Origin of the sequence: Caulobacter sp. BP25, assembly GCF_002737755.1 — a bacterium.
In the GTDB taxonomy this organism is placed as follows: domain Bacteria; phylum Pseudomonadota; class Alphaproteobacteria; order Caulobacterales; family Caulobacteraceae; genus Caulobacter.
The window spans coordinates 95,082-115,624 of sequence record NZ_PEGH01000013.1 but is presented as its reverse complement, the minus strand read 5'-3'; the positions used below and the strand labels follow the sequence as shown (position 1 = coordinate 115,624).

Here is a 20,543-nt window from a genome sequence, read left to right as displayed (position 1 = left end):
TGGTTGCGGGAAGCGAGACCGCCCCCGGTGTCATCACCGCCGACGCCGCGCTTTCAAGCGCCACATCGTTTCCCCGGCGGGGCCAAGCTATCGGCGACGGTTCCGTGAAGGCGCGTGCGGAAAAGGTTTCGGAAAGGAATTGGGCGAGGCGCCTCATTTTTGAGCGTGAGCCGCTCCATATGCGTCATAAAACGGCGTTTTTGTCTGACGGGACGGCTCTGGCGTCGGCGACGCCACTTGTTCTAGGGCGTCGCGCTTCCCATTGACCCGCCTCGGAGATCGCCCGCATGCCGCCCATCGTCCTGAAGATCGCGCCTTGGCTGATGCTCGTGGCGTCCAACATCTTCATGACCTTCGCCTGGTATGGTCACTTGAAGCACAAGAGTCTGGCGCTTCCGGTGGCGATCCTGTCGAGCTGGTTGATCGCCTTGCCTGAGTACATGCTGGCGGTGCCGGCTAATCGCCTCGGCAGCAACATGTATTCCACGGCTCAGCTCAAGACGGGACAGGAGGCGATCACGCTGATCGTCTTCACGTTGTTTTCGTACTTCTACCTTGGTGAGGCGATCAAGTTGACCACGCTGATCGGATTTGGCTTGATCGTCTGCGGTGCAGCCATGGTGTTCTTCTTTCGCTGACCGGTGTGCCGATCAAGATGGCGTGATCATGGAACCGAGTCCGAGGCTGGAGCGTACACCGTTCGAACCGAAGGGAACGCCGCCATGACTGCCCAGCGCTTTGTGACCGCCGCCGCCGCGATCGCCCTGATGGCCGGGGCGGCTAGCGCCCAGACCACGACTGGCGCGGCGCCCGCCCCGCAGGCGCCGGTCGCCGGCTCTCTCGTAGCGACCGACCCGACCCTGACCTGGGTCGCGCCGACGACCACGATCGACATGGCCGCCGACCCGATCGCCTCGCCATCGGCCATGTCCGCGCCAGAGGCGGGCGTGAACGCCTCGGGCGTTGTCCCTGTCTCGTCGCAGTCGCCCGAGGCGCAGGCCTTGCTGAAGGCGGGCGATCCCAATGTTGTCTCCAACGGCCCGATCGCCGACACCACGGCCAATCGGGCCAAGTACGGCGCGCCGATGTCCAACGCGGGCAAGCGCACGACGCCCAAGGGCAACTGAGCCCTTCCAAGATTTCTTGCTGGTCGCGCGTGGGGTGGCGAAACCGCTCACACTTTCGCCTGACGCGCTCCTGACATCGCTTGAAGCACCGGACGGCGGGCCCTATGGTCCGCCGACTTTTTTCTAGGCCTGCTTCGATTGATGTCGCGCGAAAAACCCAAGTCCTTCCAAAGCCTGATCCTGACGCTCCATGACTATTGGAGCCGGCAGGGTTGCATCATCTTGCAACCGCACGACGTCGAGGTGGGGGCGGGGACCCTGCACCCGGCCACGGTGCTGCGCGCCCTGGGCCCCAAGCCCTGGAACGCGGCCTATGTGCAGCCCTCGCGCCGTCCAGGCGACGGCCGCTATGGCGAGAACCCCAACCGCCTGCAGCACTACTACCAGTACCAGGTGATCCTGAAGCCGAACCCCGAGAACATGCAGGACCTGTATCTCGGCTCGCTGGAAGCGATCGGCCTCGACTTGCGCACCCACGACATCCGCTTTGTCGAGGACGACTGGGAGAACCCGACCGTCGGCGCCTGGGGCCTGGGCTGGGAAGTCTGGTGCGACGGCATGGAAGTCAGCCAGTACACCTACTTCCAGCAGGTCGGCGGCCTGGACGTCTCGCCCGTGGCGGGCGAGCTGACCTATGGCCTGGAACGCTTGGCCATGTACGTGTTCGGCGTCGACAACGTCTACGACCTGCCGTTCAACGACCCGGACTCGGCCCTTGGCGCGACGACCTATGGCGAGGTGTTCCTGGAGAACGAGCGCCAGCAGTCGGAAGCCAACTTCCATGGCTATGACGTCGCCGTGCTCAAGCAGCAGTTCGAGCAGATGGAAGAGCAGGTCCCGCTGATGCTGGAGCGCTCCTATCAGGGCAAGTCGCTCGTTTTGCCCGCCTACGACATGGTCCTGAAGGCCAGCCACCTTTTCAACCTGATGAACGCCCGCGGCGCGATCGCCGTCGCCGAGCGCGCCAGCTACATCGGCCGCATCCGCGACCTTTGTAAGATGTGCGCCAGCGCCTGGGTCGAGCAGCAGGAAGCCGCGTAAGTCACGATGCCCCAACTTCTCCTCGAACTGTTCTCGGAAGAGATCCCCGCCCGCATGCAGGCCCAGGCCGCCAAGGACCTGGAGCGCATGGCGCGCGAGCACCTGGCCGCCGCCGGCTTCCTGCCCGAGGCTCTGACCACCTTCGCCGGCCCGCGTCGCCTGACCCTGGTCGCCGAAGGCCTGCCGCTGGCCCAGGCCGACCGCAAGGAAGAGCTGAAAGGCCCCCGCGTCGGCGCCCCGCCGCAAGCCATGGAAGGCTTCCTGCGCAAGACGGGCCTGACGCAAGACCAGCTGGTCGAGCGCGACGGCGTCTACATGGCCTTCATCGAAAAGAAGGGCCGTCCGACCGCCGAAATCGTCGCCGAGATGGTCGAGGCCATCGTCCGGGGCTTCCCGTGGCCCAAGTCGATGATCTGGGGCTACAAGAAGCTGCGCTGGGTGCGGCCGCTCAAGCGCATCCTGTGCGTGCTAGACCGCGAGGTCGTGCCGTTCTCGATCGAGGGCGTCGAAAGCGGCGACGTCACCGAGGGCCACCGCTTCATGGGCGAGGCCAAGCCGTTCGTGGCCAAGGACTTCGACGAGTATGTCGCGGTCCTGGAAAAGCACTTCGTCGTGCTGGACGTCGAGGAGCGCAAGGCGCGCATCCTGGAAGGCTGCAAGACCCTTTGCTTCGCCCGTCATCTGGAACTGGTCGAGGACCAGGGCCTGCTCGACGAAGTCGCGGGCCTGGCCGAATGGCCGACCCCGGTGCTGGGCGACATGGATCCGTCGTTCCTGGATTTGCCGCCCGAGGTGATCCGCACCTCGATGCGCACGCACCAGAAGTACTTCGCGGTGAAGAAGCCCGGCGAGCCGGGTCTGGCCCCGCACTTCATCACCATCGCCAACATCGAAGCCGCGGACGGCGGCAAGGTGATCGCCGCTGGTAACGCCAAGGTGCTGTCGGCGCGCCTGTCCGACGCCCGCTTCTTCTGGGACGAGGACCGCAAGGCCGGCTTCGAACCGTGGCTTGAAAAGCTGAACGGCGTGACCTTCCACGCCAAGCTCGGCACCATGGCCCAGCGCGTCGAGCGTATCGTCGCCTTAGCCGGCGAGATCGCCCCGCGGGTCGGCGCCGATGTCGAGAAAGCCAAGGAAGCCGCGCGGCTGGCCAAGGCGGACCTGGCTTCCGGCATGGTCGGTGAGTTCCCGGAACTGCAGGGGCTGATGGGCGGCTACTACGCCCGCGAGGCCGGCCTCGATCCCGAGATCGCCGCCGCGATCCAGGACCACTACAAGCCGCAAGGCCCCTCGGACGCCGTTCCGACCTCGCCGCTGGCGATCGCCGTGGCCCTGGCCGACAAGCTCGACACTCTGGTCGGCTTCTTCGCGATCGACGAGAAGCCGACGGGCTCGAAGGACCCCTATGCGCTGCGTCGCGCGGCGCTGGGCGTGATCCGGATCATCCTGGAGAACGGGCTGCGGGTTTCGCTAGCCAAGTTCGGCAAGGAAGACCTGATCGCCTTCTTCGCCGACCGCCTGAAGGTCACCCTCCGTGATCAGGGTAAGCGCCACGACCTCGTCGACGCGGTGTTCGCCCTGGGTGACGACGACCTGGCGCGCATCGTCGCGCGGGTCGAGGCCCTGGACGGCTTCCTGAAGACCGACGACGGCAAGAACCTGCTGGCCGGCTACAAGCGCGCCTCCAACATCCTCAAGGCCGAGGAAAAGAAGGGCGCCCTGCCGAGCGGCGAGCCGGAGGCGCCCGCCGCCGACAGCGCCGCCGAGGTCCAGCTGTTCGACGCCCTGCGCGTGCTGAAGGGCCCGCTGGCCGACGCCCTGAAGTCGGAAGACTTCACCGGCGCCATGGCCCAGTTGGCTGGCCTGCGCGGTCCGGTGGACGCCTATCTGGACGGCGTCTTCGTCAACGACCCCGACCACCGCGACAACCGCCTGCGGACGCTGGCGGCCGTGCGGGATGCGATGGGCCAGGTGGCGGACTTCGGGCTGATTGCGGGGTAGGGGCTTTCCCACCCTGGATAACGAAAACGGCGGCTCACGGGCCGCCGTTCTTGTTTCGCCATCCCAAATGTCCGTCATTCTCGCCCTTGTGGCGAGAACCTCTCTGTCCGTCGCAGGTGCGTGTGGGGCGGACTGCTCAGCAGTCCGCTGGCGTCTCACGTGTCAGCTGAACCAGGGGTTCCCGCCACGAGGGCGGGAATGACGGTGATATTGAGGGGCTGGACTTTTTCTTTCCCTAAGCCCTAAGCCCTAAGCCCTAAGCCCTAAGCCACCGCCGCGTCGAACTCCGCCTTCCAGTCGGCCATCAGCGCCCGGTCGTCCTGGTCCCAGGGGTGGAAGCCCGGCCGGTACCAGGCGAAGTAGGTCTTGGCGCCGCGGCTGAAGACGCCCGGCTCGCGCCAGAGGAAGCGCTTCACCGCCTTGACCGCCGCATCAGGCGCATAGCCGTCAGCCGCCAGCAGCCGGGCGGCGTAGCGGGTGATGTTGCGGGTGAACATCAGCGTCACCAGCGCCATGGCCCGGCAGCGGACAAGATAGCGCTTCAGCGGGGACCAATCCCTGGTCACCTCCAGAAAGACGTCGTAGGCGACGGCCTTGTGTTCGGTTTCCTCCATGGCGTGCCAGCGCCACAGCTTCTCGATCTCGGGATCGGTGGTGGCGAAGAGCTCGCGATGGCGGGCGTGCATCTCGGCCATCATGGCTGTGAAGTGCTCCAGAGCGATGGTCGCGATCAGCATGGCCATCGGCCCACGCCCGCGAATGAAGGTCACGCGCTGGCGGACCATCGCCTCGATCTCGGCGACGGGATAGCGCTCGCGGTCGATCAGGCTGTTCAGGTGATGGTGTTCGCGCGAGTGAATGGCTTCCTGGGCGACAAAGCCCCGAGCGTCTTCGGCGAGCTTGCCGGTCAGGCGATCGCGATAGGCCTTCACCGCGTCCATGAACACGCGCTCGCCATCCGGAAAGGTCAGCGACAGGGCGTTGAACACCGCCGTGCCGACCGGATCGCCGCCCAGCCAATGGCCTTGGCGCGCCTTGTCGAGGTCAAAACGGATATCGCGCGGGGCGACGGCGAGGTCGTCGGGCGTGTGCTTGGCCAGGGTCTTGGTGTGGGTCGTGGGTTGGGTCATGGCGTTCGGGGCTCCGCCGGTCTAGGGCTTGGACATCGACCTGAACCTGAGATTTGGTTGTACTGACAAAAATGTCAATAGAAGCGTCCGCGCCCCGTCCAACTCGCGTCCGCCGCTCGCCCGAGGCCGCGCGCGAGAACATCCTGGCCGCCGCCGAGGCGATCCTGGTCGAACACGGCCCCCAGGCGCTGAAGCTGGCGGACGTGGCCAAGGCCGCCGGCGTGGTGCACGCCAACGTCATCCACCATTTCGGCTCGATCGCGGGCGTCGAGACGGCGCTGATGGAGCGGATGATCCGCAACCTCGCCGACAAGGTCATCACCGGCTTCAACACCGGCGGCGCGACGCCGGGGTTTGGGGCTCAGGCCCTGTTCGAGGCCTTCGAGGCCAAGGGCGCGGCGCGGCTGGCGGCCTGGCTGGAGCTGACGGGCGAGAGCCGGCGGCTGACCGTGGTCCGCAACGTGGTCGACGAGATCATCCAGACCCGCCTGGCCCAGGACCTGGGCCTCGATCGCGAGAAGGTCGTGGACTTCATCCTGCTGAACATCATCCTGGCCGTCGGAACGGGACTGTTTGGCCCGACCTTGTCGGATCTGCTGGGACGTCCTCCCGAACGCGCGCGGGAGCTGGCGTTGGAGATGGTGCAAGGGCGCATCAGCGCTCTGGGCTCGAAGGGCTAGGCGATCTCCAGCAGGACCGGCAGCACCTGCTCGGTCAGCAGCGGTGCGAGACGCAGGCCACCCGGCGCGGCGGGGTCGATCCAGACCAACTCTTCGATCTCGGCGCGCGGCGCGATATCGCCCTCGACCGTCGCCAGATAGGTCGCCGACTGGACCGTGAAGCCCGCTTCGTTGGCGGCGGGCGCACTGAAATGGCCAAGCAGTTTGGCGGCGATCAGCCGGCAGCCGAGCTCTTCTTCGAGCTCGCGGGCCAGGGTGGTCAGGTCGTCCTCGCCGGCGTCGCGCTTGCCGCCCGGCTTCATGAAGGTCGAGGTCCCGCGCTTGCGGACCAGCAGCATGCGGCCGTCCGCGTCGCGGATCACGGCGGTGACGATGTCGAGGACGCGGGTCATGGGCGCAAGCTAGCCGCCCAGCTTCTCCGCCGCCCAGGGGGCGAAGTAGGTAATGATCCCCGCCGCGCCCGCGCGCTTGAAGGCGGTCAGGCTTTCCAGGATGGCGCGGTCCTTGTCGATCCAGCCGTTCTGGGCGGCGGCCATGATCATCGCGTACTCACCCGACACCTGGAAGGCGTAGGTCGGCATGCGGAACTCCTCGACCAGGCGGCGCAGGATGTCGAGATAGGGCATGCCCGGCTTGACCATGACCATGTCAGCGCCCTCGGCGATGTCGAGCGCGACCTCGCGGATGGCTTCCTCGGTGTTGGCCGGGTCCATCTGGTAGGTCTTCTTGTCTCCCAATCCCGTCCCATTGGGGCCAGCCGACAGCTTGGCCGAGCCGATGGCGTCGCGGTAGGGGCCGTAGAAGGCCGAAGCGTACTTGGCCGCGTAGGACATGATCATCACGTCCTGATAGCTGGCGGCTTCCAACGCCGCGCGCAGCTTGCCGATGCGGCCGTCCATCATGTCGGAAGGCGCCAGGATGTCGGCGCCGGCCTCGGCTTGCATCAGGCCCTGTTCGATCAGGCGCTCGATGGTGGCGTCGTTGAGAATCTTGCCGCCCTCGACCACGCCGTCGTGGCCGTGGTCGGTGAAAGGGTCCAGGGCCACGTCGCACATGATGCCGACCTCGGGGGCGGCGTCCTTCATGGCCTTGACCGCGCGCGGGATCACGCCGTCCGGATCGGCGGCGATCGAGCCGGTCGCGTCCTTTCGCGACCCGTCGATGTGCGGGAAGATGGCGATGGCGGGAATCCCTAAGTCACGTGCGCGGACGGCGGCCTTGGCGGCTTCCTTGACCGAGAACCGCTCGACGCCCGGCATCGAGGCCACCGGAATGGTCCCTTCGCCCTCGTGCACCACCATCGACCAGATCAGGTCGGACGGCCGCACCTCGGTCTCGCGGACGAGGCGGCGGACCCAGTCGCTCTGGCGCACGCGGCGCAGGCGGGTGTGCGGGTAGGGGGCGAGGGGCGGCGTGGTCATGCCGTTGATTTGGACCGCGCCGCCCGCCGAGGCAAGTTTGCAGACGCCTTAAGCGCTCTCACGAATAGCGGAACGCTGTGTCGGTAAGGTCGATCTTGGGAAAGACCTCCTTCTCGCTCCAATAGTCCTGGGTGTGGCGCCACTCGGGCTTTTCGCCGGCCTTGGGCAGCAGGTGCATGTTGCGCATCAGGTAGCCGGGATTGAAGTCCTCGGGATCAATCCAGCTCCCGATCTTCATGTCGCTGTCCTCAGGACGCAGGGTGACCTCGACCTGCGTCTTGCCCGTTTTCTCCATGTGCGCCAGCAGGCGGCAGACGAAGTCGCCGATCAGGTCGGCGCGCAGCGTCCAGCTGGCGCGGAAATAGCCGAACACCCAGACGAGGTTGGGCACGCCGGTGAACATCATGCCGCGATAGGTGACGGTGTCGGCGAAATCCAGCGGCTTGCCGTCGATCTCGAAGGCGATGTCGCCCAGCACGCTGAGATCGAAGCCGGTGGCGGTGACGATGACGTCGGCCTCAAGCTCCTGGCCGGATTTCAGCAGCAGGCCCTTTTCCGTGAAACGCTCGATCTCGTCGGTGACGACCGAGGCCTTGCCCGAGGCGATACCCTGGAAGAGGTCGCCGTCCGGCACGAAGGCGATCCGTTGGCGCCAGGGGCGATAGCGCGGGGTGAAGTGCTTCTCGATATCGAAGTCCTCGCCGAGGAACATCTTCACGCCTTCTAGCAGCTCGGCCTTCACCGCGTCGGACTCCTCGATCGCGCGCCGGGTGAACTCGTTCTGGTCGAACAGGACCTTGCGGCGGACGATCTCGTGGATCCAGCGCTCGTCGATCTCAAGCTGGCGCAGCATGTCGGCGAGTTCGTTCTCGTTGCGGCCAGGCACGAAATAGGTGGGCGAGCGCTGCAGCAGGGTGACGTGGGCGCAGTCGCCGGCGATGTTGGGGACCAGGGTCGCGGCGGTGGCGCCGGAGCCGATCACGACGACCCTCTTGCCTTTAAGGTCCAGGTCCTTGGGCCAGGTCTGCGGATGGACGATCCGGCCCTTGTAGTCCGCCATGCCCGGCCATTGCGGCGTGTAGCCCACCGAGTGTCGGTAATAGCCCTGGCACATCCAGAGGAAGTTGGTGGTGTAGGTCTCGACGCCGTCGGGGCCGCTGACCATCAGGGTCCAGAGCTTGTCCAGGCTGGACCAGGATGCATTGGTGATCCGGCGGCGATAGCGGATGTGACGGGCCAGATCGTTCTCGTCGATCACCTCGCCCATGTAGCTGAGGATCTCGCCGGCGGTGGCGATGGGAGGGCCGACCCAGGGCTTGAAGCGATAGCCGAAGGTATAGAGGTCGCTGTCCGAGCGGATGCCGGGATAGGTGTGGGTCAGCCAGGTGCCGCCAAAGCTTTCTAGCGCCTCCAGCACCACGAAGCGGGTTCCGGGCCTCTGATGCGTCAGGTGGTAGGCGCCACCGACGCCGGAGATGCCGGCCCCGACGATGATACAGTCGAAATGCTCGCTGGCCGCGCCGCGCGCGGGCCTCTGAAGCGTCGCCGCTTCGTCCATGCTCGTTCCTCCCGTGCCGGCCGTGATGCGGCCTGGATCGCTTGGCGTCTCTGTCGGACGCTCAAGTGATCATTGTACACTTGGAGTGTGCGCGCGGCTCTTGCGCTGAATCAAGCGAAAGTGGCGAGTCGAGGTTAGGGCGCGGCGCGCGAGGCCATCAGCGCCGGGCCGTCGATGCGGGTCCACAGCTGCGACTTGCACAGGAAGTTGCCGATCACGCAGCCCTTGGCGCGCATGGTCTTGGCGTCGACGATGTCGGCGGTGCCGACCAGGGTGACTTTCAAGGTCGGAACCCAGACGCGGCCCTTCAGGGAGCCATTTTTCTGGGCTTCGAAGTCACGCAGGAGCTGCTTGCCGATCAGGGTGTCCGTGCCCGACTTGCGCGCGTCGGCCTCGGCCTTGGGGCTGGCCCAGACCACGACGCCGCAGGTCGCGGGCCCGCAGTCCTTGATCTCAAGATGCACGCTATTCTTCGGATTGCGCCAGACGCCATAGCTACGTGCGATGTCGCCGCCGTCAGCCGCGTGGGCCGAAGCGGTGATGAGGGTCATTCCCAGGGCCGCCACCAGGGCGGCCTTCACGAACTTCACGAAACGCATGGTCGTTGATGCAGATTTTTTGTTGAGAACGGTCAGACTCGAAGATCGCCATTTGGGCTGAATGCGGATCGTTATCAAGGGGTGTGGCCGTTCTGCCGATTCAAGTCGTGTAACGGAGGATTTCAGGCCACACCTCCTGCGGGCTTGCGAAACCTTCCGATGCGCGGCGCCGAGCGCGATTGACAGCCGCGCGGCGGCGGCGCAGTCAGGCGAAAAGAAACGAGGGCCGTTCTGCCCCGATCGGGAGGAAGTCGCGCATGGATTTCGCGCTGAATGAGGATCAGGTTGCAATCCAGGATGCGGCGCGCGCGTTCGCCGAGGGACAGCTTGCCCCGCATTCGGCCGAATGGGACGAGAAGAAGCACTTCCCCGTCGACGTCCTGCGCCAGGCCGCCGCGCTGGGCTTCGCCGGCATCTATGTGAACGAGGACGTCGGCGGCAGCGGCCTGTCGCGCCTTGACGCCTCGATCATTTTCGAGGCGCTGAGCTATGGCGACGTGCCGGTCGCCGCCTACCTGACCATCCACAACATGGCCTCATGGATGATCGACCGCTTCGGCTCGGACGACCTGCGCCAGCGCTACCTGCCGCGGCTAACCTCGATGGAGTTGATCGCCAGCTACTGCTTGACCGAGCCGGGCTCGGGTTCGGACGCCGCGGCCATGCGCACGAGCGCCAAGCTGGATGGCGACCACTATGTGCTGAACGGCGGCAAGGCCTTCATCTCGGGCGGCGGCGTCTCGGACGTCTATGTCGTGATGGCGCGCACGGGCGGCGAGGGCGCCAAGGGCGTGTCGGCCTTCGTGGTGGAGAAGGGGGCGCCGGGCCTGAGTTTCGGGGCCAATGAGCGCAAGATGGGCTGGAACGCCCAGCCCACCGCTCAGGTCAATTTCGACAACTGCCGCGTGCCGGCCCTGAACCGTATCGGCCAGGAAGGCGAGGGCTTCCGCTTCGCCATGATGGGTCTGGACGGCGGACGGCTGAACATCGCCTCCTGCTCGCTCGGCGGCGCCCAGTTCGCACTCGACACCGCCAAGGCCTATCTTGAGACGCGCAACCAGTTCGGCAAGCCGTTGAAGGACTTTCAGGCCCTGCAGTTCAAGCTGGCCGACATGGCGACGGAATTGGAGGCCGCCCGCCTGATGGTCCGTCGCGCGGCCCACGCGCTGGACAGCAAGCATCCCGAGGCGACGAAGCTGTGCGCCATGGCCAAGCGCTTTGCCACCGACGCCGGCTTCCGGGTCGCTAATGACGCCTTGCAGCTGCATGGCGGCTACGGCTACCTCCAGGACTATCCGCTGGAACGCATCGTGCGCGACCTGCGGGTGCACCAGATCCTGGAAGGGACCAACGAGATCATGCGCGTCATCATCGCCCGCGAGATGTTCCGCCAATGAGCGTCGGATGATCTATCTCTGCCGCCACGGCCAGACCTTCCACAACCGCGAGGGGCGCCTGCAGGGGCGGATCGAGTCCGATCTCACCCCGCTAGGCCAGGCTCAGGCCCGCGCCATGGCGGCCTTGTTGGACGATCTCGCGCCCGCCGCCGAACGGGCTTACTGGCGACTGGTCGCCAGCCCGCTGCGCCGGGCGCGCCACACCGCCGAGGCGATCGGCGAGCGATTGGGTCTCGGCGTGGACTTCGACGAGCGCCTGGTCGAGATCGACGTTGGCGAGTGGTCCGGACGCCTCCGCGAGGAGGTGAGGGGCGAGAACCCGCATCTGCACGGCGACGACGCCTGGGGGTTTTACGCGCCGGGCGGCGAGACCTATGAGGTCATGACCGCGCGTCTTGGCGCCTGGCTGGCCGAACAGACGGCCGAGCCGGAACGCCGCCTGATCGTGGTCAGCCATGGCGTCGCCGGCCGGCTGCTGCGCGGCCTCTATGCCGGTCTCTCCAAGGAAGAGACCCTGCGCCAGGACATCCCCCAGGACGCCGTCTTTCGCCTGGCTAGCGGCCGGATCGAGCGGATCGACTGCGCGCCGGTCGCTGAACCCGCCGAACACGCCTGAACCTTCAAGGCCACTCATGACCGAAGACCCCGAAGTTCTGATCCGCGTCCAAAAGAACGTCGGTCGCATCACGCTCAACCGCCCCAAGGCTCTGCACGCTCTGACGCTGGGCATGTGCGAGACCATGATCGCCGCCCTGTTGGACTGGCAGGACGATCCCGAGATTTACATGGTGCTGATTGACCATGCGGGCGAGCGGGGCTTCTGCGCCGGCGGCGACATCCGCATGCTGGCGGACAGCGGCGCCAAGGACGGAGCCGAGGCACGTCGGTTCTTCCACACCGAATATCAGCTGAACCACCTGCTGTTCACCTACGACACCCCGGTCGTGGCGGTGATGGACGGCGTGGTGATGGGCGGTGGCGTCGGAATCTCGATGCCCGCCCACGTGCGGATCGCCACCGAGCGCACGACCTTCGCCATGCCCGAGACCGGCATCGGCCTGTTTCCGGACGTCGGCGGCGGCTGGTACCTGCCGCGCCTGCCAGGCAAGGCGGGGCTGTGGCTGGCCCTGACCGGCGCGCGGATCAAGGGCGCGGACTGCATGCGTCTGGGCATCGCCACCCACTTCGTCGAGTTCGGCGCGGTCGAGGGGCTAAAAAAGGCGATCGTCGCCGATCCGCGACGCATCGACGAGACCCTGCGAAAGTACCGCGCCGACGCCGGCAAGGCCTCGCTGCTGGGCTTCGAGCAGGACCTGAACCGGCTGTTCGTGGGCGAGAGCGTTGAGGAGATCGTCGAGTTCCTGACTCTCGACTCCTGCGACTGGGGCAAGGCTCAGCTGGAGGTGATGAAGACCAAATCGCCCCAGACGCTGAAGGTCGCCTTCGAGCAGCTCAAGCGTGGCGCGGCCATGACCGACTTCGCCGACAACATGGCCATGGAGTACCGGATCGGCTCGCGCGTGGTCCGCAAACACGACTTCATCGAGGGCGTGCGGGCGGTGATCATCGACAAGGACAATTCGCCCCGCTGGAACCCGGCGCGGCTGGAAGACGTCTCTGACGCCATGCTGGACGAGATTTTCGCGCCCCTACCGACGGACGAGGAATGGACGCCGCTGACGTGAGCGGCGGGCTGCGCTAACGTGTTGCATAACAATAAAGTGCCGGTTTGGAAGGATCGCCATGCGTAAGCCGCTTCTCAGTCTCGTCGCCGTGCTCGGCCTCGCCGCCTGCGCCACACAGCCGATGCTGGGACCGCCGCCGCCGCCGCCTTCCGGTCCGGCTTCCATCTCTATCCCGGCGAACATCGCCGCCGCGCTGAGCGATCCCTCGCGCCCCGCCGTCGACATGGTGCGCGACGAAGCGCGCCATCCGGGCGAGGTGCTGGCCTTTGCGGGTGTGAAGCCGGGCGCCAAGGTGGCTGACCTGATCCCTGGCGGTGGTTACTTCACGCGGATCTTCTCGAAGGCCGTCGGGCCCAAGGGCAAGGTCTACGCCTATGTCCCCGACGAGCTGACCAAGTTGGCCAAGCGCGAGCCGGCGGTGAACGCCATCGCCCGCGATCCGGCCTATTCGAACGTGAAGGTGATCCTGAACACCCTGCCCAACTTCGCCACGCCGGAGAAGCTGGACCTCGTGTTCACGGCCCAGAACTATCACGACATGCACGACAAGTTCATGGGTCCGGCGGACCTGTCGGTCGTGAACCGCCAGATCTTCAAGGCCTTGAAGCCGGGTGGCGTCTACCTGGTCATCGACCACGCCGCCGAGCCGGGTTCGGGCCTGCGCAACACTGAGGATCTACATCGTATCGACCCGGCGGTGGTGAAGTCCGAGGTCACGGCGGCGGGTTTCATCTTCGAAGGCGAGAGCAAGGTGCTCCGCTCCGCGTCGGACCCTCGCAAGGTCAACGTCTACGACCCGTCGATCCGCGGCAAGACCGACCAGTTCGTCTACAAGTTCCGCAAGCCTGCTTCGGCGCGCTGACGAACCAAACATAGTCATAAGAGCCGCGCCCATGAGGCGCGGTTCGTCTTTGCAGGGAGCAGTGGATGACCCGCGTCGCGTTCATCGGGCTGGGAAACATGGGAGGCGGCATGGCCGCCAACCAGGCGGGCGCCGGCCATCAGGTCCGGGCCTTTGACGTCTCAGCCGACGCCATGGCGCGCGCGGTGTCCACTGGGTGTCAGGCTGCTGCGTCCGTCGCCGAGGCGGTTGCGGACGCCGAGGTGGTGATCACCATGCTCCCCGCCGGACCGCACGTGCGTTCGGTCTATGGCGAGGATGTTCTGAAGAACGCTCCGAAATCAGCCTTGTTGATCGACTGCTCCACGATCGACGTCGAGACTGCTCGCGATGTGGCGCGGCAAGCGGGGGAGGCGGGTTTCCGTTTCGCCGATGCGCCGGTGTCCGGCGGGGTGATGGCGGCCGAGGCCGGGACCCTGGCCTTCATGGTCGGCTGCAACGCGGGCGATTTTCCGGCGGTCGAGGCCGCGTTGGAGCCCATGTCCCGCGCCACGATCCGCGCCGGAGAGCACGGGGCGGGGCAGGCGGCCAAGATCTGCAACAACATGCTGCTGGGCGTGTCGATGTTGGGCGTCTGCGAAGCCTTCGCCCTGGCCGAGAAGCTGGGCCTGGCGGCAGAGAGCTTCTTCGACATCGCCAGCAAGTCCTCGGGGCAATGCTGGTCGCTGAGCACCTATTGTCCCGTACCTGGCGTCGGCCCTCAGACACCGGCCGATCGCGGTTTTGACGGGGGATTCGCTACGGCGATGATGCTGAAGGACCTGAAGCTGGCGCAGGGCGCGGCCGCCCAGGTAGGGGCTTCGACCCCGATGGGCGCACAGGCCGAGGCGCTGTACGCCCTGTTCGCGGCCAACGGCTTTGGCGGCAAGGACTTCTCGGCGGTGATTCAGCTTTTGCGGGGTAGGCTGAGCGAATTGGCCTGACAGCGCGCCGCGACGAGTTGTCCCCCCATAGACAATATCGTTGGCGCGGATTGGGTATTTCTATTTGCTAGGTAAACGCCCTTAGATGGACACTAAGGGCGCTTGGTGCGAAAAGCCCAGCCTGTAATCAAGGGGACCGTCGCCTGATCGGCCGCCGGTTTAGAGATCGCAATGGACTACAAAGCCGCGTTCCGCAGCGCCGTCGATCAGATCCGCGACGAAGGCCGTTACCGCGTCTTCGCCGACCTGAAGCGCCAGCGCGGCGCTTTCCCTCGGGCGACCTGGACCCGTCAGGACGGCTCGGAGCGCGAGGTCGTTGTCTGGTGCAGCAACGACTATCTCGGCCAAGGCCAGAATCCCGTCGTGCTGGAAGCCATGAAGAACGCGGTGGACGCGCATGGCTCGGGCTCGGGCGGCACCCGCAACATCTCGGGCACCAATCACGACCACGTCCTGCTGGAGCAGGAACTGGCTGACCTGCATGGCAAGGAAGCCGCTCTGCTGTTCACCTCGGGCTATGTCTCGAACGAGGCGACGCTGTCGGTCGTCCAGAAGATCCTGCCGGGCCTGATCGTCTTTTCAGACGAGCTGAACCACGCCTCGATGATCGCCGGCATCCGCAACGGCGGCGGCCCGCGCAAGATCTTCAAGCATAACGATCTGGCGCATCTGGAACAGTTGCTGGCCGCAGCGCCGACCGACGCGCCCAAGCTGATCGCTTTCGAAAGCGTCTACTCGATGGACGGCGATATCGCCGACATCGCCGGCACGATCGCCCTGGCTAAGAAGTACGGCGCCATGACCTACCTGGACGAAGTCCACGCGGTCGGCATGTACGGCCCGCGCGGCGGCGGCGTCGCCGAGCGCGAAGGCCTGATGGGCGACATCGACATCATCGAAGGCACGTTGGGCAAGGCGTTCGGCGTCATGGGCGGCTATATCACCGGCGACGCCGAGGTGATTGACGCCATCCGCCTGATGGCCGCTGGCTTCATCTTCACGACCTCGCTGCCTCCGGCCCTGGTGGCCGGCTCGCTGGCCAGTGTGCGGTGGCTAAAGGCCCATCCGGAAGTGCGCGAAATCCACCAGGAGCGCGCCGCGACTCTAAAGGCCATGTTCAAGGCCGCCGGCCTGCCGGTGATGGAGAACGACAGCCACATCGTGCCGGTGCTGGTCGGCGACCCCGTCCACTGCAAGATGATCAGCGACATGCTGCTGGCCGATCACGGCGTCTATGTGCAGCCGATCAACTATCCGACCGTTCCGCGCGGCACCGAACGCCTGCGCTTCACCCCCACGCCGTTCCACAGCGACGAGATGATGCGCAAGCTGGTCTCGGCGATGGAAAAGCTGTGGGCCCACTGCAACGTAGCCCGCATGGGCGGCTACGCGGCTTAAGGACAGAGCACACTTCAGCTTCGACCAAAGTCGTCATCGTAGAACCGAGAAACGCCGCCGGAGCCCGGCGGCGTTCGCATGCCTGCTGGTCGGAGCGCCGTCAGCTGCCGCGGCGCACGCCCTTCCCCAGGCCGATCTTCTTGGCGAAATCCGAGCGCCGAGCGGCATAGGCTGGCGCCACCATCGGATAGTCAGGCGGCAGGCCCCACTTGCGACGATACTCTTCCGGGCTCATGTCGTAGTGCGAGCGAAGATAGCGCTTGAGCATCTTCAACTGCTTCCCGTCTTCCAGGCAGACGATATAGTCGTGCTGCACCGAGCGGCCGATCGGGACGGCCGGCTTGACCTTCTCCGGAGGAGGAGGTGGCTCGCCGCCATTGCTAAGCGACGTCAGGGCGCCGTGAACCGTCCGGATCAGCTCGGGAATGGCCGCCTGCGACACGGTGTTCTGGGCCACATAGGCCGCCACGATGTCCGCGCTGAGCCCCAGGATATCGAGGCTGTTCGCGCCTCTCGTGTCCGGATTGCCGCCGCCCTGAGACGCCATGAGATATCCCACTCTCGTTGTTGCCATTGTCATGTCGCAGGGGGACGACGCCGCCCTGAGCGACTGCAACGCACAGCTTCACATGTGGTTCCAAGATTGATTGCCGCGCCTATCTCGTTAAAGAGGGCGCCTCTGCCGACTCCCCGCAGCGCCAGGAGAGCGTGATGACTGAAGCCAACCTCAACGCCTTTTTCGGGGCCGACCTCGCCACCGCCGATCGGGACATCTTCGATCGCATCGGTCGCGAACTGGATCGGCAGCAGAACCAGATCGAACTGATCGCCTCGGAGAACATCGTCTCCAAGGCGGTGCTCGAAGCCCAGGGCTCGATTCTGACCAACAAGTACGCCGAGGGCTATCCCGGCAAGCGCTACTACGGTGGCTGCGAGTATGTCGACGAGATCGAGACCATCGCCATTGAACGCGCCAAGGCGCTGTTCGGCGCGGGTTTCGCCAACGTTCAGCCGCACTCGGGCTCGCAGGCCAATCAGGCGGTGTTCATGGCCCTGCTTCAGCCGGGCGACACCTTCCTGGGCATGGACTTGGCCGCCGGCGGTCACCTGACCCACGGCTCGCCCGCCAACCAGTCGGGCAAGTGGTTCAAGCCGGTCTCCTACAGCGTGCGCCAGCAGGACAACCTGATCGACTATGACAGCGTGGCCGAGATCGCTCAGCGCGAGAAGCCCAAGCTGATCATCGCCGGCGGCAGCGCCTACAGCCGCGAGATCGACTTCGCCCGGTTCCGCCAGATCGCCGACTCGATTGGCGCTTATCTGATGGTCGACATGGCCCACTACGCCGGCCTGATCGCCGGCGGCGCCTATCCGAACCCGATCCCGCACGCCCACATCGTCACGACGACGACCCACAAGACCCTGCGCGGTCCGCGCGGCGGCATGGTGCTGACCAACGATGAGGCCATCATCAAGAAGGTCAATTCGGCGGTCTTCCCCGGCCTGCAAGGCGGCCCGCTGGAGCATGTCATCGCCGCCAAGGCCGTCGCCTTCGGCGAGGCGCTGCAGCCGTCGTTCAAGGCCTACGCCCACCAGGTCATCGCCAATGCGCGCGCGCTGTCCGAGGCCCTGCTGAAGTCGGGCGTGAACATCGTCTCGGGCGGCACCGACAGCCACCTGATGCTGGTCGACCTGCGTCCCAAGGGCGTGACGGGCCGCGACGCCGAGCACAGCCTTGAGCGCGCCCACATCACCTGCAACAAGAACGGCGTGCCGTTCGACACCGCGCCGTTCACGGTCACCTCGGGCATCCGCCTGGGCACGCCGGCCGGCACGACGCGCGGCTTCAAGGAAGCCGAGTTTACCCGCGTCGGCGAGCTGATCGGCGAAGTGGTCAACGGTCTGGCCGCCAACGGTCCCGACGGCAACGCCGCAGTCGAAGCCAAGGTCCGCGAGGAAGTGCTGGCCTTGACGGGCCGGTTCCCGATCTACAACTAATGGCGCCTCAGCCTCTCTTGTGTACAAGAGGGGCTGGTTTGTTAGTTTTCGAACGCGTTAGGCGGCGAAACCGCCAACACTTTCGCCTACGCGTTCGCGGCGCCGCGGGAGGGGCCATATCATGCGCTGTCCCTTCTGCGGCCACGCCGAAAGCCAGGTCAAGGATAGCCGCCCGTCGGAAGACGGCGCGGCCATCCGCCGTCGCCGGATGTGCCCCGAGTGCGGCGGCCGCTTCACGACCTTCGAACGCGTCCAGCTGCGCGAGCTGATCATCCACAAGCGTTCGGGCCGGCGTTCGCCGTTCGACCGCGACAAGCTGGTGCGTTCGATCACGTTGGCGATGCAGAAGCGCCCCGTCGATCCGGAACGGGTAGAGCGGATGATCAACGGCATCGTCCGCCAGCTGGAAAGCATGGGCGAGACCGAGCTGCCGTCGTCGACGGTCGGCGAAATGGTCATGAAGGCGTTGAAATCCCTCGATGACGTGGCCTATGTCCGCTACGCCTCGGTTTATCGCGATTTCAAGGAAACCGGCGACTTCGCCAAGTTCCTCACCGAAGAGGGACTGAGCGACAGTGTCGAGGAAGAGCTATAGTCCGTTAAGCCTAATGTGTGTTTCTGGTCGCGCGCGACGCGGCCGTGGAGAGTCGAGCTAGATGGTTGAAGACAACATCCGCCTGTTGATCGTGGAGGGCCGAAGCCATTCGGGCGTCTCCGACGAGCTGCTGCGCGGGGCCGCCCAGGCTATCGAGGCCTATGGCGCGGAATACGATGTGATCACGGTTTCCAGCGCGCTCCAGATCCCAACGGCGATCGCCTTGGCGGACGACGCCGGCCAAGGCCCCGTGGGCGTGCGCTACGACGGCTATGTCGCCTTGGGCTGCGTGATCCGCGGCGAGACCTACCATTTCGAGCTCGTGTCGAACGAAACCGCTCGCGGGCTGCAGGACCTGGGCATCGGCCGGCGTCTGCCGATCGGCTTTGGTGTGCTGGCCGTCGATGACGAGCAGCAGGCCTGGGCCCGCGCCAAGGTCAGCGAAGGCGATCGCGGCGGCGCGGCCGCCAAGGCTTGCCTGGAGACGATCGCGCTGAAACGTCAGCTTCTGGGGCGCGGCAGATGAGCGCACCCCGCACCCAACCGCGCTCGGTCGCTCGCCTAGCGGCCATCCAGGCGCTGTACCAGATGGAAGTTTCAGGTGCCGGCGTCGACTCCGTCATCCGCGAGTTTTCGGAGCATCGCTTCGACCGGGACGTCGAGGGCGAGCGTCTGGCGGCGGCCGATGAAACCTTCTTTGCCGAGCTGGCTAAAGGGGTCGTGGCCCATCAGGCCAAGGTGGACCAGGGGATCGTCAAGCGTCTGGCTTCGGGTTGGCGCCTCGAAAGATTGGACGCAACCGCGCGCGCTGTTTTGCGGGCAGGCGCCTACGAATTGATGTATCGGCCGGATGTTCCGACCGAAGTCGTCATCAATGAGTATGTCGAGATAGCGAAATCCTTTTTTGAGGGTCCCGAGTCAGGCTTCATCAATGGCGCCCTCGACGCGATCGCCCGTGATGCAAGAGACTGACGAAGAAGACTGGTTCGCTGAAGACGAGGCGCCATCCACAGCGGTGGCGCCCGCGACTGAATTCGACCATATCGAACGGCTTCTGCGTCCGCTGACGCGGGGCGATCCGGCTGCGCTCGATCTGCTAGACGACGCGGCCGTGCTGCCCTCGCGTCCGGGCTATGACCTGGTGGTCACCAAGGACGCCATGGTCGGCGGGGTGCACTTCCTGGTCGACGAGGCGCTGGATGTGGTCGCGCGCAAGCTGCTGCGCACCAATCTCTCCGATCTCGCGGCCAAGGGCGCCGAGCCCTACGGCTATTTCCTGTCCGTCGGCTGGCCTTCGGGCTCGGACGTCACCTCGCGCGAGACCTTCGCGCGCGGTCTGGCAGAAGACGGCGCGCTCTTCGACATTTCGCTGCTGGGCGGCGACACGGTGACCACCTCCGGCCCGTTGGTGCTGTCGGCGACCCTGCTGGGTTGGGTTCCGGAAGGCGAGGCGATCCTGCGCCGGGGCGCCAAGCCGGGCGACAAGCTCATGGTGTCCGGTACGATCGGTGACGGCTGGCTGGGCCTGCTGGCCCAATGGGGCGAGGTCGCCGATCCCGACGGCGGTTTGCTTCGCCGCTATCGCCAGCCCGAGCCGCGCATCGGCCTTCGCGAGTCCATGCGTCAGCACGCCAAGGCCGCCGCTGACGTCTCCGACGGCTTGCTGGCCGACAGTAGCCATATCGCCAAGGCCAGCGGGTGCCGCGTCCGGGTCGATCTGGAACGTCTACCGCTCTCGCCGGGCGGCCAGGCTTGGCTGGAGCTCCAGCCCGAGCAGGTCGAGGGACGTATCTCGCTCGCTTCCGGCGGCGACGACTACGAGATCGTCTGCGCTGTCGATCCCAACGAGGCCTGGAACTTCCGCATCGCGGCGGCGGCGGCGGGCGTCAAGGTCAGCGAGATCGGCGAGTTCGTCGAAGGCGAGGGCGTGTCGGCCTACTACAAGGGGCGCGATGTGACCCCCTCGCGCCTGGGCTGGCTGCACGGCTAGAGCGTCACGCCGAAAGTGGGAGCCGATTTCGGCACGAGTCACGCTCTAAGTGTTTGATTTAGAGCCTTGTTATCGCGTCAAAACGATTCCGTTTTGACG

General features: G+C 65.9%; 22 protein-coding genes. 16 read left to right on the top strand and 6 right to left on the bottom strand.

Annotated elements, in window-relative coordinates; all coding sequences use genetic code 11:
- The first annotated feature begins 287 nt into the window (after nucleotides 1-287).
- The 4 genes from CSW59_RS09900 (at nucleotide 288) to glyS (ending at nucleotide 4,169) form a co-directional block, all read left to right on the top strand.
- Complete coding sequence (locus CSW59_RS09900) at nucleotides 288-638, top strand: DMT family protein (protein ID WP_099443888.1); 351 nt, start codon at nucleotides 288-290, stop codon at nucleotides 636-638.
- Between the two features lie 84 nt (nucleotides 639-722).
- Nucleotides 723-1,127 carry a hypothetical protein gene (locus CSW59_RS09895; RefSeq protein ID WP_099443887.1) on the top strand — a complete coding sequence of 135 codons (405 nt, stop codon included), beginning with the start codon at nucleotides 723-725 and terminating at the stop codon, nucleotides 1,125-1,127.
- 141 nt (nucleotides 1,128-1,268) lie between these two features.
- The gene (locus tag CSW59_RS09885; protein ID WP_099443886.1) at nucleotides 1,269-2,168 is read left to right on the top strand and encodes a glycine--tRNA ligase subunit alpha; all 900 of its coding nucleotides are present in this window, start codon (nucleotides 1,269-1,271) and stop codon (nucleotides 2,166-2,168) included.
- Nucleotides 2,169-2,174: 6 nt separating this feature from the next.
- A complete protein-coding gene (gene glyS / locus CSW59_RS09880) occupies nucleotides 2,175-4,169 on the top strand; it encodes a glycine--tRNA ligase subunit beta (RefSeq protein ID WP_099443885.1) in 1,995 nt (664 codons plus the stop codon).
- 263 nt (nucleotides 4,170-4,432) lie between these two features.
- On the opposite strand, the gene CSW59_RS09870 is transcribed toward glyS, so the two are convergent.
- On the bottom strand, nucleotides 4,433-5,299 hold the full coding sequence (locus CSW59_RS09870; protein WP_099443884.1) for a metal-dependent hydrolase: 867 nt from the start codon (nucleotides 5,297-5,299) through the stop codon (nucleotides 4,433-4,435).
- 53 nt (nucleotides 5,300-5,352) lie between these two features.
- Here CSW59_RS09870 and CSW59_RS09865 point away from each other — a divergent pair, with 53 nt between their 5' ends.
- A complete protein-coding gene (locus CSW59_RS09865; RefSeq protein ID WP_099443883.1) occupies nucleotides 5,353-5,979 on the top strand; it encodes a TetR/AcrR family transcriptional regulator in 627 nt (208 codons plus the stop codon).
- Here CSW59_RS09865 and CSW59_RS09860 read toward each other — a convergent pair.
- The 4 genes from CSW59_RS09860 to CSW59_RS09845 all read right to left on the bottom strand — a co-directional run bounded on the left by CSW59_RS09860 (nucleotide 5,976) and on the right by CSW59_RS09845 (nucleotide 9,557).
- The gene (locus tag CSW59_RS09860; RefSeq protein ID WP_099443882.1) at nucleotides 5,976-6,371 is read right to left on the bottom strand and encodes an NUDIX domain-containing protein; all 396 of its coding nucleotides are present in this window, start codon (nucleotides 6,369-6,371) and stop codon (nucleotides 5,976-5,978) included. The two genes, CSW59_RS09865 and CSW59_RS09860, sit on opposite strands and share 4 nt — an antisense overlap.
- A gap of 9 nt (nucleotides 6,372-6,380) precedes the next feature.
- Nucleotides 6,381-7,400: a porphobilinogen synthase gene (gene hemB / locus CSW59_RS09855; RefSeq protein WP_099443881.1), complete on the bottom strand. Its 1,020-nt coding sequence runs from the start codon at nucleotides 7,398-7,400 to the stop codon at nucleotides 6,381-6,383.
- A gap of 58 nt (nucleotides 7,401-7,458) precedes the next feature.
- Nucleotides 7,459-8,958: an NAD(P)/FAD-dependent oxidoreductase gene (locus tag CSW59_RS09850; RefSeq protein WP_099443880.1), complete on the bottom strand. Its 1,500-nt coding sequence runs from the start codon at nucleotides 8,956-8,958 to the stop codon at nucleotides 7,459-7,461.
- A gap of 134 nt (nucleotides 8,959-9,092) precedes the next feature.
- Nucleotides 9,093-9,557, bottom strand: a complete 465-nt coding sequence (locus CSW59_RS09845; protein ID WP_099443879.1) for a DUF2147 domain-containing protein — start codon at nucleotides 9,555-9,557, stop codon at nucleotides 9,093-9,095.
- 257 nt (nucleotides 9,558-9,814) lie between these two features.
- On the opposite strand from CSW59_RS09845, the gene CSW59_RS09840 reads away from it, so the two are divergent.
- The 6 genes from CSW59_RS09840 (at nucleotide 9,815) to hemA (ending at nucleotide 15,861) form a co-directional block, all read left to right on the top strand.
- A complete protein-coding gene (locus tag CSW59_RS09840) occupies nucleotides 9,815-10,954 on the top strand; it encodes an isobutyryl-CoA dehydrogenase (protein WP_099443878.1) in 1,140 nt (379 codons plus the stop codon).
- 7 nt (nucleotides 10,955-10,961) lie between these two features.
- The gene (locus CSW59_RS09835; RefSeq protein WP_099443877.1) at nucleotides 10,962-11,570 is read left to right on the top strand and encodes a histidine phosphatase family protein; all 609 of its coding nucleotides are present in this window, start codon (nucleotides 10,962-10,964) and stop codon (nucleotides 11,568-11,570) included.
- Between the two features lie 16 nt (nucleotides 11,571-11,586).
- On the top strand, nucleotides 11,587-12,639 hold the full coding sequence (locus CSW59_RS09830; protein WP_099443876.1) for an enoyl-CoA hydratase/isomerase family protein: 1,053 nt from the start codon (nucleotides 11,587-11,589) through the stop codon (nucleotides 12,637-12,639).
- Between the two features lie 58 nt (nucleotides 12,640-12,697).
- Nucleotides 12,698-13,501, top strand: a complete 804-nt coding sequence (locus CSW59_RS09825; RefSeq protein WP_099443875.1) for a class I SAM-dependent methyltransferase — start codon at nucleotides 12,698-12,700, stop codon at nucleotides 13,499-13,501.
- A 65-nt stretch (nucleotides 13,502-13,566) separates the two neighbouring features.
- Nucleotides 13,567-14,463 (top strand): 3-hydroxyisobutyrate dehydrogenase, encoded by an 897-nt coding sequence (mmsB, locus tag CSW59_RS09820; RefSeq protein WP_099443874.1) that lies wholly within the window; start codon nucleotides 13,567-13,569, stop codon nucleotides 14,461-14,463.
- Nucleotides 14,464-14,634: 171 nt separating this feature from the next.
- Nucleotides 14,635-15,861: a 5-aminolevulinate synthase gene (gene hemA / locus CSW59_RS09815; protein WP_099443873.1), complete on the top strand. Its 1,227-nt coding sequence runs from the start codon at nucleotides 14,635-14,637 to the stop codon at nucleotides 15,859-15,861.
- A 100-nt stretch (nucleotides 15,862-15,961) separates the two neighbouring features.
- Here the strand turns inward: hemA and CSW59_RS09810 are convergent, their stop codons facing one another.
- Nucleotides 15,962-16,408, bottom strand: a complete 447-nt coding sequence (locus CSW59_RS09810) for a MucR family transcriptional regulator (RefSeq protein WP_099443872.1) — start codon at nucleotides 16,406-16,408, stop codon at nucleotides 15,962-15,964.
- A gap of 164 nt (nucleotides 16,409-16,572) precedes the next feature.
- Here CSW59_RS09810 and glyA point away from each other — a divergent pair, with 164 nt between their 5' ends.
- The 5 genes from glyA (at nucleotide 16,573) to thiL (ending at nucleotide 20,444) form a co-directional block, all read left to right on the top strand.
- Nucleotides 16,573-17,859, top strand: a complete 1,287-nt coding sequence (gene glyA, locus CSW59_RS09805; protein ID WP_099443871.1) for a serine hydroxymethyltransferase — start codon at nucleotides 16,573-16,575, stop codon at nucleotides 17,857-17,859.
- 121 nt (nucleotides 17,860-17,980) lie between these two features.
- Nucleotides 17,981-18,454, top strand: a complete 474-nt coding sequence (gene nrdR, locus CSW59_RS09800) for a transcriptional regulator NrdR (protein WP_099443870.1) — start codon at nucleotides 17,981-17,983, stop codon at nucleotides 18,452-18,454.
- Nucleotides 18,455-18,515: 61 nt separating this feature from the next.
- Nucleotides 18,516-18,980: a 6,7-dimethyl-8-ribityllumazine synthase gene (gene ribH / locus CSW59_RS09795; RefSeq protein WP_099443869.1), complete on the top strand. Its 465-nt coding sequence runs from the start codon at nucleotides 18,516-18,518 to the stop codon at nucleotides 18,978-18,980.
- Entirely contained in the window at nucleotides 18,977-19,426 is a 450-nt protein-coding gene (gene nusB / locus CSW59_RS09790) for a transcription antitermination factor NusB (RefSeq protein WP_099443868.1), read from the top strand. Before ribH ends, nusB begins: the two co-directional genes overlap by 4 nt.
- The gene (gene thiL, locus CSW59_RS09785; protein ID WP_099443867.1) at nucleotides 19,386-20,444 is read left to right on the top strand and encodes a thiamine-phosphate kinase; all 1,059 of its coding nucleotides are present in this window, start codon (nucleotides 19,386-19,388) and stop codon (nucleotides 20,442-20,444) included. The genes nusB and thiL overlap by 41 nt, the downstream gene beginning before the upstream one ends.
- The last annotated feature ends 99 nt before the right edge of the window (nucleotides 20,445-20,543 follow it).